Annotated in this window: 11 protein-coding genes and 2 tRNA genes; 6 read left to right on the forward strand and 7 right to left on the reverse strand. The window is 44.6% G+C overall.

The genetic code is table 11. The annotated features are described in order from the left end of the window. Positions 1–464: 464 nt before the first annotated feature. Entirely contained in the window at positions 465–803 is a 339-nt protein-coding gene (locus tag ACVBIL_RS13325) for an aspartate/glutamate racemase family protein (RefSeq protein ID WP_447167457.1), read from the reverse strand. Positions 804–839: 36 nt separating this feature from the next. Between ACVBIL_RS13325 and ACVBIL_RS13330 the strand changes: the two genes are divergently transcribed. Next, positions 840–965: a hypothetical protein gene (locus ACVBIL_RS13330; protein ID WP_447167458.1), complete on the forward strand. Its 126-nt coding sequence runs from the start codon at positions 840–842 to the stop codon at positions 963–965. Positions 966–1,080: 115 nt separating this feature from the next. Here ACVBIL_RS13330 and gdhA read toward each other — a convergent pair whose 3' ends face one another. Next, positions 1,081–2,424 (reverse strand): NADP-specific glutamate dehydrogenase, encoded by a 1,344-nt coding sequence (gdhA, locus tag ACVBIL_RS13335; RefSeq protein ID WP_447167459.1) that lies wholly within the window; start codon positions 2,422–2,424, stop codon positions 1,081–1,083. Positions 2,425–2,873: 449 nt separating this feature from the next. Between gdhA and ACVBIL_RS13340 the strand changes: the two genes are divergently transcribed. After that, positions 2,874–3,701: a PstS family phosphate ABC transporter substrate-binding protein gene (locus tag ACVBIL_RS13340; RefSeq protein ID WP_447167460.1), complete on the forward strand. Its 828-nt coding sequence runs from the start codon at positions 2,874–2,876 to the stop codon at positions 3,699–3,701. Between the two features lie 8 nt (positions 3,702–3,709). Continuing rightward, a complete protein-coding gene (locus ACVBIL_RS13345) occupies positions 3,710–5,911 on the forward strand; it encodes an EAL domain-containing protein (protein ID WP_447167461.1) in 2,202 nt (733 codons plus the stop codon). A gap of 393 nt (positions 5,912–6,304) precedes the next feature. Here the strand turns inward: ACVBIL_RS13345 and ACVBIL_RS13350 are convergent. The 3 genes from ACVBIL_RS13350 to tyrP form a co-directional block, all read right to left on the reverse strand. Next, positions 6,305–6,395 (reverse strand) — tRNA-Ser (locus ACVBIL_RS13350). A gap of 550 nt (positions 6,396–6,945) precedes the next feature. Continuing rightward, positions 6,946–7,036, reverse strand: a tRNA-Ser gene (locus tag ACVBIL_RS13355). Between the two features lie 163 nt (positions 7,037–7,199). Continuing rightward, entirely contained in the window at positions 7,200–8,402 is a 1,203-nt protein-coding gene (tyrP, locus tag ACVBIL_RS13360) for a tyrosine transporter TyrP (protein WP_447167462.1), read from the reverse strand. 540 nt (positions 8,403–8,942) lie between these two features. On the opposite strand from tyrP, the gene ACVBIL_RS13365 reads away from it, so the two are divergent. Together ACVBIL_RS13365 and ACVBIL_RS13370 are read left to right on the forward strand one after the other, a co-directional pair. Beyond that, positions 8,943–9,434: a TlpA family protein disulfide reductase gene (locus ACVBIL_RS13365; RefSeq protein ID WP_447167463.1), complete on the forward strand. Its 492-nt coding sequence runs from the start codon at positions 8,943–8,945 to the stop codon at positions 9,432–9,434. 30 nt (positions 9,435–9,464) lie between these two features. Next, complete coding sequence (locus ACVBIL_RS13370; protein WP_447167464.1) at positions 9,465–9,989, forward strand: GNAT family N-acetyltransferase; 525 nt, start codon at positions 9,465–9,467, stop codon at positions 9,987–9,989. 67 nt (positions 9,990–10,056) lie between these two features. Here ACVBIL_RS13370 and ACVBIL_RS13375 read toward each other — a convergent pair whose 3' ends face one another. Together ACVBIL_RS13375 and ACVBIL_RS13380 are read right to left on the reverse strand one after the other, a co-directional pair. Continuing rightward, positions 10,057–10,602, reverse strand: a complete 546-nt coding sequence (locus tag ACVBIL_RS13375) for a hypothetical protein (RefSeq protein WP_447167465.1) — start codon at positions 10,600–10,602, stop codon at positions 10,057–10,059. Positions 10,603–10,733: 131 nt separating this feature from the next. Continuing rightward, positions 10,734–11,264, reverse strand: coding sequence for a hypothetical protein (locus tag ACVBIL_RS13380; protein ID WP_447167466.1), 531 nt, complete (start codon positions 11,262–11,264; stop codon positions 10,734–10,736). Between the two features lie 233 nt (positions 11,265–11,497). Here ACVBIL_RS13380 and ubiD point away from each other — a divergent pair, with 233 nt between their 5' ends. Then, complete coding sequence (ubiD, locus tag ACVBIL_RS13385; RefSeq protein WP_447167467.1) at positions 11,498–12,979, forward strand: 4-hydroxy-3-polyprenylbenzoate decarboxylase; 1,482 nt, start codon at positions 11,498–11,500, stop codon at positions 12,977–12,979. Positions 12,980–13,001 lie beyond the last annotated feature (22 nt).

The raw sequence follows: 13,001 nt of genomic DNA on the forward strand, positions 1-13,001 counted from the left end.
TCCCGTTCTATCTAGCTTTTGCTAAGAGCGAATGGCCTGCTGTGCCGTGTCAGTGGATGCGCATTATAGGGAGATTTCAGATCTGCGCAAGTGCTTTTTTCATAAATATACGTCTTTTTTCAATGTTCTTATTTAAGCACAACTTAGTCACTAGTTATCCTCAGAGTTACCCACAAAACAAGGGGTTGTGCGCAAAAAAACAGCCTCTACATGTGCGGCCCCAAGGGGATAATATCTATTGATGATGCGCTACTACTGCGATATCGGCCATGGTGAACTATAAATAACTGCTCGACCTTTTTAAACTAGGTACATTTATGTGCAAAAGTAACTAACAAAGATTGCCTCCTCGCTGTAGTAAGCTTGAATAAGTAAATAAGGCGACTTCAATTAATGCCCCCACTATATATAGAAAAGACAATAGAAAGATCTATAAATGAATCAATCTAAACAACAGCAGTTCTTTATGCGGTTCCAGCTAATGCAAACTCAACCGCCTTGGCAGCATGTATCTCAGTAGTGTCATATAAAGGTACTTGAGTGTCTTGCTGTTGGATCAACAAAGCGATTTCGGTGCAACCTAATATAATGGCTTGTGCCCCCTTATTATAAAGGTCATCTACAATCCGCAAGTATCCCCCTTTAAACTCTAGCTTGATCACGCCTAGACATAGCTCTTCATAGATAATTTCATGCACTACCGATCTATCGTGATCATTAGGCACTAGCACTTCAATGCCAATACTGATAATAAGCAGATGGTGGGTATTGGTGTTGAGTTTAACGCTTTTGACTGAGCACAACTTCGTGCAGGCTATCAAATAGATTTATCGGATAATTTGGCTGACCAATTTATTGCAGGTTTTGGCTTGTCGCCATTCAATACCTTTCATATTGATTTGTCAGCAAGCTATGCCAGCGACAAAGAGTTAGGCGCAGTCATTCAAACGTCATTTACTTTCTAACACGATTGAAAGCTGGAGTTTTGCATCGTCACGCAAGATGATAGGTAATGATCAGAACTGATACGCACAATAAAAGAGGGCCGTTAGGCCCTTTATATAAACTACCAACTAAAGCTTAGTAAACGCCCTGTGCTTTCATTGCTTCAGCGACTTTAACAAAGCCTGCTACGTTTGCGCCTAACTCGTAGTTGATATGCTCATCCTCACGGCCATATTGCTCACAAGTCGCATGAATTGAGTACATGATATCACGCAAGCGCATATCCACTTCTTCACGACTCCAGCTTAAACGCAGTGCATTTTGGCTCATCTCTAGACCTGAAGTTGCCACGCCACCAGCATTAGCCGCTTTCCCTGGTGCAAATAACACCTTTGCTTCATGCATAAGCAAAATCGCTTCAGCTGTGCTTGGCATGTTAGCGCCCTCAGCAACAATCTGTACGCCATTAGCAATCAGTATTTTAGCGTGCTCAGCATCCAATTCGTTCTGAGTCGCACAAGGTAGAGCAACTTCTGCAGCAAACTGCCAAGGCGTGCCGCCTGTCACATACTCAAGTCCCATTTCATAGGCGTAATCTGCAACACGGCCGCGACGATCATTTTTCACTTCCATCAATTTAGCTAGCTTCTCTGGAGTAAAACCTTCAGGGTCGAATACCACACCACTAGAGTCTGATACAGTAATAACCTTACCGCCCATCTCCATCGCTTTTTCGATTGCATACTGCGCAACGTTGCCAGAACCCGATACGGTCACGGTTTTGCCTTCTAATGTTTCGCCTTTTGCCTTTAGCATGGCTTCAACGAAATATAATACCCCGTAACCCGTTGCCTCTGGACGAATTAAACTACCGCCAAATGTTAACCCTTTACCAGTGAACACGCATTCAGCGCTGTTAGTCAGCTTTTTCATCATGCCGGTCATGTAACCCACTTCGCGCGCGCCTACACCAATATCACCTGCTGGCACATCGGTATCTGCACCTAAGTGGCGATGTAGTTCAAACATTAATGCTTGGCAAAAGCGCATAACTTCGCCATCACTCTTGCCTTTAGGATCGAAGTCGCTACCGCCTTTACCGCCGCCCATAGGCAAGGTCGTTAAGGCGTTTTTAAAGGTTTGCTCAAAAGCCAAAAACTTAAGTACTGACTGGTTAACCGAAGGGTGGAAACGCATCCCCCCTTTAAACGGGCCAATAGCTGAGTTGTGCTGAATACGAAAAGCGCGGTTAACCTGCACTTTGCCTTGGTCATCAACCCAAGAAACACGGAACTGAATTAAGCGCTCAGGCTCAACAAGACGCTCTAAAATACCGGCATCTAAATATTCAGGGTGTGCAGCAACAAACGGCCAGATAGACGTTAAAACTTCTTTTACTGCTTGCAAAAACTCAGGTTGATTAGGGTTACGCTCAGCAACGGTTGAAAGAAAACTATCAAGAGTCATATCGCAGCTCATTTAGGTGCTCCAGGGTATACAAAGAATTGAGATTACTACTGCTTGGGATGCACACGGCACACCCGCAGTTTATTGTGTGGAAAGATTTATATCAGGATATTAATAGTTAATAAATACAATTCATTACTAAAGCGGCGTGTTGATTCAAGAAATTTGAACATTACTTGTTAACGCTAAGAATACCTTAATAAATGTAATACAAAAATGAGAAGTCAATAATTCCCCCCGTACTCGTTCAGTCTAACTCAGTGAGTGAAACCTAGAATCGCCTTACAATAAACTACCCTAAGTTTGGCCTTAAAAATCAGCAACGACAGAGCTTATAACTAAAATTCAGGCGTTAACAGGTATTTACAACTAAGCATCGACTTTTACCGACAAGGATTACTTTGCTGAAAAAGTAAAGCCTGCTAACATCCGCCGCACTTTTACTCAACGACTTAAATATCGTGCACTTTATAACCCTTCGCCCTCGAACCTTACAGCTTATCGCTGTATTGACGTTGCCGTTTATTAGTTCAGCCACTCTAGCTAAAGAAATCATTATCGGGGGGACAGGAAACGGTCTTGGAACAATGAAAAAGCTGTCTGCAGCCTATTCTGCGCAACACCCTGATATTAAGATTACTGTTTTACCTAGTATTGGCAGCAGCGGGGGGATCAAGGCGGTTAAGGCTGGCGCTATTCATCTGGGTATCGCTGGGCGGCCTCTAAAAGCGGCGGAGCAAAGTCCAATATTGCACTCAGCAGAGTTTACTCGCTCGCCGGCGGTATTGGCTACGTCACCTGCAACTCAAGCAACTGATATTACGCAGCAACAGCTTGCCGGCATTTATTCAGACAAGATACAAACTTGGCCAGATGGAAGTAACATTCGGCCTTTAGTGCGTTCCCCTTATGATGCCTCAACCAGACTGCTGTCAAGCCTGACACCTGAAATGACACAGGCAATGGCCAGCGCTCAAAAAAATATGAAGTTTCCTTTTGGCAATAATGATCAACATACCGCGACCACCCTAGAGTCCCAACCAGGCGCCATAGGTTTACTGAGCCTTTCACTGATCCTGAGTGAACATAGAGAGCTTAAGCTTTTAAGCCTAGATGGCATTGCTGCAACCCCAGAAAACCTAGCATCAGCCAAATATCCTATGTATTACTCTTTTTACCTAGTCAGCCAAACAGCTCCTGAACCACACGTTGCAGATTTCATTGAATTTGTGAGTTCAGAAGCTGGGCATAGCATCCTAAGTCAATTCGGCCACTTCACTCTACTTTAAGTCATTTTATGATATTTAATTTACGTCCAGTCCAAGACAGCCAAATGCTGGCTCACAATATAATTTACAAGACCGCCAAGCTTATCTCCCTGTTGATCATGCTGACGGTGACTGTAAGCCTGAGTTATGTTCACTATAACAATGCCAAATCTGAATTATTGTTCAAGGCCAGAATCAAAGCGGAACATGTCAGTCAATTAGCAGCTGAAAGCCCTCACTGGTGGCAATATTCTATTGATCGCCTTACCGGTATATTACAGCGCGGTTCATTTGAACTAGGCAACGAATCAGCAATAGTGTTATCGCTTGATAATGAAGTACTGGCCGAGTTGGGCTCACACTCTGGACAGCTATATATCACCCAAAAGGCTCCTATTCAGGATATGGGTAAAACCGTTGCTTGGGTTGAACTTAAAAGCCCTATAACCAATCACAGCACTGATGTTTTATTGGCTCTGGCTCTAGGTTTAATAATGGCACTAATCGTGTTTATCACCTTTGGCCGTATTCCGCTACGGGCTCTTAAGCGAGCAGAGGATACCGCTGAAGAAGCCAAAGAACTGGCCTCATCGACATTACAATCCATCGGCGATGCGATTCTCACGGTCAATACTCAATACCGTATCACCTATGCGAATCCTACAGCCGAAAAAATGCTGAATCGCACACTGTTACAATTGCAAGGACGCCCCTTTGAAACTGTCCTACAGCTGCAGCGAGCTGGTAGCGAAGAGGAGGTCGACAGCGCACTTACCCGTGCTCTTAAACTTGGTATTGAAAGTGCCTGTGATGGCAATAGTTCTCTGCGACAATTGAACGGTAAGCTCTTACCCGTTGAAGAGCGCGCTACACCTTTATTTAGTCGAACAGGCAAAGTGTTAGGCGGCGTACTCTGCTTAAGAGATGTCAGTGAAAAACGTCAATATATCGAACAGCGAACTTGGGAAGCAACCCATGATCAGCTGACAAGCTTAATCAATCGTCGTGAATTCGAGATGCGTCTAGACAGAGCGCTATTAGACGGCAAAGCCAGTGCTAGCACCCATGTATTATGTTATATCGATCTTGATAGATTCAAGATAGTGAATGATACCTGCGGCCACAGCGCGGGTGATCAACTGCTAGTAGAGTTGGCAGCACTGATGCAATCTTGCGTTCGAGAGTCCGATGCACTTGCGCGAGTTGGTGGAGATGAGTTTGCCTTGCTACTGCAAAACTGCACACTTCAGCAAGGAGAAGCCATAGCCAATACTATGCGGCAGGCCGTGGCCAATTACCTATTCCACTATAAAGGGCAGCAATTCACCGTAGGTCTAAGTGTGGGTTTAACCTTGATCACCCCAGAAACACCAAATGCAGCCGTAGCCCAAAGCGAAGCCGACTCCGCCTGTTATCTTGCTAAAGAAAATGGCCGAGATAGGGTATGCCTGTTTCTATCATCTGAAGAAGAACTTAATAGTCGACGCGAGCAAACCTCTTGGGCATCGCGTTTGACTAAAGCGCTTAATGAAGAACGCTTTGTCATCCACTATCAAAGCTACTGCCCACTAAGCGAAGCTGCGGCGCAAAACCATGATGTGTATATAGAGCTTCAACTGCGTATGATAGACGAAGATGGTAGCATCATACTCCCAGAACAGTTTCTACCAGCAGCTGAACGCTTTGATCTTACCGGTAATATTGATCGCTGGGTGATAAATTATCTTTATCAAAACTTCCAGCAAATAACAGCTAAATTCAGCGGCAAACCACTAACGATCAGTATCAACCTATCTGCTGCATCCATTGCTGGTGACTGGTTAGTACCTTTACTTCAACAAGCTACCGACAGCAATAAAATCGATCCGAGCCAGATCTGTTTTGAAATAGCCGAAACGCTAGCTATCCACAATATGGTCCGCGCCAACGAAATCGTTAACGCCTGCAGAGAGCTGGGCTTCCGTTTTGCTGTAGATGACTTTGGTGCTGGTGTATCTTCCTTTAGCTATCTACGGGAGTTAACCGTTGATTATCTTAAAATTGATGGCAGCTATATTCGTGATATAGCCAGTGATAAAGTCGCCCTAGAAATGACGATGGCAATCAACCGTATTGCTCACAAACTAGGTAAGAAAACGGTAGCCAAATATGCTGAAGACCAAGCGACATTAGCATTACTTAAAAGTATGGGAGTGGATTTTGCTCACGGGTATACCACCAAGCAGCCTTAGCTCACTTTAACTATTCAACGCTATCAGCGCTTAGCAATAATCGCGCTAGCGAGTCCAGCAAACCTTACCACCAAAACATCTCCCAGCGCTGGAAAGCTGGCTTTGACTCACTATAAGCAACAGGATGTTGCTTCCAGAATGCGAAAAGGCCTCAGCATTTCTGCTGAGGCCTCATCTAAATGTGGCGGACGGATAGCCGGTTCTGAATAATAGGAACCCTAGGGTTCAGCTTTTATTTGAACATACGAAAAAGCCCTAGCATTTCTGCTAGGGCCTCATCTTGAATGTGGCGTTGGGATAGCTGACTTTAATCAACAGGAACCCTAGGGTTCGGCCTTTTAATTTAACCATACGAAAAAGGGCTTCCATTACTGGAAGCCCTTTCTCTAAATGTGGCGGAGGGATAGGGATTTGAACCCTAGATGGGCTATAAACCCATGCCGGTTTTCAAGACCGGTGCATTCGACCACTCTGCCATCCCTCCGAACGCCGCTGATAATAGGGATACTCGGCGTCAATGTAAAGCCTAATTTCATTCAATTGGTTAGTTTGCACAAAAACTCAGCGCAACTAGCCATTTTCACTAATATCCGCTGCAAATATAGTCTAGATAAGGCTTCATATTCAGGCTCGACTAAATCACACGTAATCTAGATGGCTATAGCCCTTTAATAAAAAGTGGAAAACCTTTCTCCGAATATGGCGTAGGGATCGCTGGTCTCAACGAATAGGAACCTAGGGTTCTAATCTATTTCATATCTGAAACGAAAATGGCCTTCCCTCTCAACCATTAAGAATGGAAGCCCTTTCTCTAAATGTACAGTTGGGATAGCTGACTTTACACAATAGGAACCCTTGGGTTCTATTCAGCTTAAATTACCCAAACGAAAAAGGGCTAGTCTTTCGACTAGCCCTTCATCTTGAATGTGGCGGAGGATAGCTGGCTTTAAACTAACAGGAACCCTAGGGTTCGGCCTTTTAATTTAACCATACGAAAAAGGGCTACTCTTTCGAGTAGCCCTTCATCTTGAATGTGGCGGAGGGATAGGGATTTGAACCCTAGATGGGCTATAAACCCATGCCGGTTTTCAAGACCGGTGCATTCGACCACTCTGCCATCCCTCCGAACGCCGCAGATAATAGGGATACTCGACGTCAATGTAAAGCCTCATCTGACTCAAGTGACCAAAAAACCAGCCAAAATAGAAAATTACAGCTTAAATAGCTATTTTTCAGCCAATGACTCTCTTAAATCTTATTGCCGCTAGTAACTCTGTTGGCGTGAAACCTAGCCAACTGCTGGTAGTAGGTTAAACATCTGCATAAGTTGTACGCTAATAATCAGTACACCAGCCAGCGTCGCAATGATTAATCCAGCTTTGCCACCTTTAACTCTGTATCCTTCCAATCCCACTTGCTTACGCTGCGCCGTAACCATAGCCACTGGCAGAAACACAGCCAAAATAACTAAGGCAAAAGCTGCGTAGCCGAGTGCGGTGATAAAGCCTTGCGGATAAAACAACGCGAAACCAAGTGGCGGTAAGAATGTCACTAATCCAATTTGCACCCTATGACTAGGTTTAGCACTGCGTTTAAACAGGTCTGAAAGAAAATCATATAAGCCTAAGCTCACCCCAAGGAATGATGTCGCTAACGCTAGATCGGCAAAGATCGAGACCGCATTGGCAATCATTGGGTTATGTAGCATTCTACTCAGAGAGCCGATAAAGCCATTTAAGCTTTGGCTAGCCATTAAGTCCTGCTGAGGTAACACGCCTTGGCTCGCTAGCATCCATAACACATATATCATCAGCGGCAATGCCGAGCCCACAACAATAATCCAGCGCAGTACCTTGGTGTCTTTACCTAAGTAGCGCACCACTGATGGAATAGAGCCGTGAAAACCAAAAGAGGTAAATATCACAGGCAATGAGGCAAACACTAAGCCTTGATGCACTGGCAGCGCAACTAAGTTATCGACTGAAACATGGGGCAATAATAAGAACAACATCACCACTAATGCGATAAGCTTGAGTGAGAACAGGCTTCGATTAATCATATCGACCGAGCGAGTGCCTATGGCTACAACCGTACCTATCAGCAAGGTAAAGATAATAGCACCAGCTTGCACCGGTAGTTCTAACTCAAACCAGCTGGTTAGTTTACTGTGGATCTGCTCACCGCCACCCGCAATATAAGCTGCACATAAGGCGTAGAAAAGAAACATCATTGCAAAGCTGGCAATCACCTGCCCTTTCCTTCCCAATAGCTTGTGCGCCAGTGTGTGTAGTGTGGCATCGACAGGTGCAAACTGATGCACTTCAATCATGAGTAAGGCGGTGTAGGTCATCAAAGACCAAATCAATAGCATGATAATACTCGCCATACCAAAGCCAAGCCCTGACGCCGCAAGAGGTAATGCCAACATACCGGCACCAATTGTGGTACCTGCAATAATTAACATGCTGCCGAAGATTTTACTGTTGTTCATTTATGGTGTTCCAAATAAGAGAAAAAGACTTCGGAACGGGCATTGATAGCGGCCGATTTCCGAAAATGGAATTGCCACAATGGAGTGATTTAAAACATGAGGGGGGAATAAAAATAACCTCTATCTACGCCATTGTGGCTATAGATAGTAATAAGCCTCGATCGGTGTTAATAACACGTGAATTTCCTTGGTAGCTGCTGTTAATCAATGAGTTAGGAAACAGCATAGCGAGTAAGCCTCCACGATAGGGTGTCCTCGTTCTACTGTCAATAAACATAACTGATTTATTGTTAAAAGAAGGTTTCACACGCTTTAATAAGCCAATTGCTCAATAACCCCCTGAATATCCAATCCTCAGTTACATGCTGTTGCAAGCCAACCTTATACATTCGATTATACCTCTGTTAATTTAACAGAGTAGAGCGTGCGAATTAGAACTAACACACTTTACGACTGATATGTTTACAAAGCTGCCTTATCTCACGACAACAAGTCAGCATGTTCAATCACGCTAAGCACACTTAAAAAAATTGGATACCAATGAGAACCCTTAAACTAATTTTGACCAGCTTACTAATATTGACCATAACAGGCTGCGCCACGACCGAAAGCCAACCAGAATACCTTACCTATGTGAAAGCGGGCGATAATGTTCCTGTTACTCAGTTTGTCGATACTCAGGGCAGCAGCATTGATTTAACCCAATCAAAAAACAATAAGCTGTTAATCCTATTTTCGACTTGGTGCCACGACTCACAACGCACGATGAAGCATCTGGTTAACTCCAATCTTCACCTGAGCCCAAATGTCGACATCATAGGTATTGGTCGTGAAGAAACCAATACAGCATTAGATAAGTTTGCCCTTGAGTACGAGTTAAACTTTCCATTAGTGGCCGATACCGACAGAGCCATCTACTCACGGTTTGCCAATAGTGGGATACCAAGATTGATCTTATTAGATGCTGATAATAAAGTGGTTAAAACCATTATTGGTGAAACGGAAAATGCGATCACAGAGGTTGTGTGGTAGTCGCTGTAACAGACAGAACAAGGAAGGTCGATGAGCAAGATCATTACCGAAACACCGAGGTTAATTATTAGAGAGTTTAATCTCGATGACGTACAAGCCGTCTACGATTTCAATGCTGATGAGAAAGTTAATCTCTATACTGGCGATGCTGGCGTAGTGCAATCACTTGCCGATGCCGAGCGGATCATTCGCGATATTTGGCTTACCGAATACTTGCAGTTTGGCTACGCACGCTGGGCTGTTGCCCTAAAAGAGAGCAATAGAGTCATTGGGTTTTGTGGCTTTAAAAATGATTATCGCATCAATGAAACCGATATAGGCTATCGCTTTGCGCCTCAGCATTGGGGCCTAGGCTACGCTACAGAAGCAAATCAAGCTTGTATTGATTACGCTAAAGCGCACATGGATTTAGATTATATTGTTGGCGACGTGGTTGAGAAAAACCAAGCCTCAATTAATGTATTACTAAAGCTAGGCATGAGCTTTAATAAAACATTCCAAGAGATGGGCTTTATCATTAATCGCTATGATATATACCTTAAAAACAAAGGCTAACCCTTCACCCAATCAATTCCCCCCATCAAGATCTCATTTGATGGGGGGCTTTTATCATGTACAGAAGCTAGCTCGCCACCTTTTCAACCTGAGACGCACAAACACGTATATGCGACGGCGTTAAGCTGTTTAAATGCTCAATAAGCTTGAAGCATAGCTCGATATATTGAATCGCCTCCGCTTTATCCACCTCATAACCGACCGCATGAGCAACGCGATTTCGCAATTGTCGTAACTCACTAAATAACTTGCCTTGCTTAGTGTTAATCAGCTGTTCACTGATCAAGATATTTTCAATGTGTTTATAGCGAGTATTCTTATCTAAGGTGATGTTATCACAGTGAGACTTAATCAACCGCTCGGCTGCAAGATCCACCTGCTCCCACGCTTCGATTATGGCCGAATTGGGCAGATGACGGGTCGATGCTATGAGCAAGGTTTTGTTATCTGTCTTTAACTCAGGAAACACACCTTCAGCTTGCTGAGTGACTGCTTTTAAACCCTGCCCAAACTCCAGTTCGAGATCTTTAAACTTTAACTTTTTTGCCAGCGGAATAAGCTTGGATAACGGTCGTTTTAAGGCGATACAGCAAACACGAGTACTGTAGGCCAAACAAGTTTATCCAGTAACTCAATAATAAATTGCATCCAGCTCATTAGGTACCCTTCCCTGTATTGACGATTTTATCATCGCTCAGAGTAGCAAGATTATGCGATTGATAACACGATTCGCACAACAAGCATTCAGTTTATCTTCTTATAGGTTTTAGTATTCCAGTCAAATACATACTCAACACCTTGCCACTCATAAATCGTGCGACCATCACGTTGAATGACCCTTGCATTATCGGGTAATCGATTAAGACCGGTAGAATAACTTACACTGGTGGTCACTCGTTCTGGCGGCCGCACTACTTTAGGCTCAGGAGCTTTATAGGTTTGCCTGTCGTAGCGATAAGGTGAGTAATAACGATTGCTGTAACTATATGGGTAACGCCAACGAGAGCCGACTCCCCAATTATAACCAGGTCGCCATCCGGGTCTGTAATAGCCATTGCGATAAGGATAACCATACCAACTATTAGACACACCAACATTCCAGCGCCAAGGATCGCGATAGTTATTGTTACCAAAGCCGACCCCAACACTCACATTCGTCATCACCCATGAACTTGCTAACGCCGTTAGCGGTACAGTCGTAACAGGCACTGCCAGCGCCGTAGCTGAACAGCCCAAACACAATGCCAAATAACAGCTTAATTTAAGTGTATTCATCGCTATTCTCCTTCGTCGTTGCAGCTCAACCAACCTCAATGAGCTTAGTTCAGTTTACGCTCAATTAAGTACTAAACCAATATCGTGAACTAAGCGCTTGCTAACAAACATAATTGCATCAGTATCCTTTGAATTATTTTGAAGCCACGCTGTGATGAACAAGCGTTTAACGCACGTTCGAATAGTGCTATAGTGCGCGCCATATCACAGTTTATAGCGATGAGAATTCCCCTATGAGTTTTAAGGATTTACGCAGCTTTATAGACCACTTAGAAGCCAATGGTGAGCTTAAGCGTATTAGTCATCCCGTTGATCCTCATTTAGAGATGACAGAGATAGCCGATCGCGTATTGCGCGCTAAAGGCCCCGCTCTGTTGTTTGAAAATCCAGTCGGCAACGACATGCCAGTACTCGTTAACTTATTTGGCACCCCAAAACGAGTAGCGATGGCATTAGGTAAAGAAGATCCTCTTGCGCTACGCGAAGTCGGTGAACTACTGGCATTTTTAAAAGAGCCAGAGCCACCACGTGGCTTTAAAGACGCTATCTCAAAAATTCCTATGTTTAAGCAAGCTTTAAACATGCCGCCTAAAACCGTGCGTAATCCACCTTGCCAGCAAGTGGTTAAAACCGGCGAAGAGGTCGACTTAACTAAGCTACCAATCCAGCACTGCTGGCCTGGCGATGTTGCGCCGCTGGTCACTTGGGGACTCACCATCACCAAAGGACCACGCCAAAAGCGTCAAAACTTGGGTATTTACCGTCAGCAGCTGCTGAGTAAAGACAAGTTAATCATGCGCTGGCTCGATCATCGCGGCGGCGCACTCGACTTTAAAGATTTTAAAGAGAAGCACCCGGGTGAACGCTATCCTGTAGTCGTGGCATTGGGCGCCGATCCTGTGACCATTTTAGGTGCCGTCACCCCCGTACCAGATTCGATGAGCGAGTATGCTTTTGCCGGACTCTTACGTGGCGAACGTACTGAAGTCTGTAAAGCCTTAAGCTGCGACTTAGAAGTGCCCGCCACCAGCGAAATTATCTTAGAAGGTTATATCGATCCTGACGAGACAGCTGAGGAAGGCCCTTACGGCGATCACACTGGTTATTATAATGAGACCGACTCATTCCCAGTGTTTACCGTGACCCACATTACTCACCGAAAAGATGCGATTTACCACAGCACCTATACCGGCCGTCCACCAGATGAACCCGCTATGCTAGGTGTGGCATTGAACGAGATATTCGTGCCGATTTTACGCAAGCAGTATCCTGAGATTATCGACTTTTACTTGCCACCAGAAGGTTGCTCGTACCGGATGGCGGTAATTTCAATCCGCAAGCAATACCCAGGACACGCTAAGCGCGTGATGATGGGCGCATGGTCATTCCTACGTCAGTTTATGTACACTAAGTTTATCGTCGTGGTCGATGAAGATGTTAATTGCCGCGACTGGAACGATGTGATCTGGGCGATAACTACCCGTATGGATCCTAAGCGCGATACCGTAATGATAGAAAACACCCCTATCGATTATCTCGACTTTGCCTCGCCAGTGGCGGGTCTTGGCTCAAAAATGGGAATGGATGCAACCAATAAGTGGCAAGGTGAAACCGACCGCGAATGGGGCACTCCTATCGTGATGGACGAAGCGGTTAAGCAGAAAGTGGATGCTATCTGGGATGTTCTCGGTATCGATGATGCACCGACGCTGTAATCACTGTGCCACATAATTAGTT

The organism is Shewanella sp. 125m-7, from assembly GCF_052977045.1.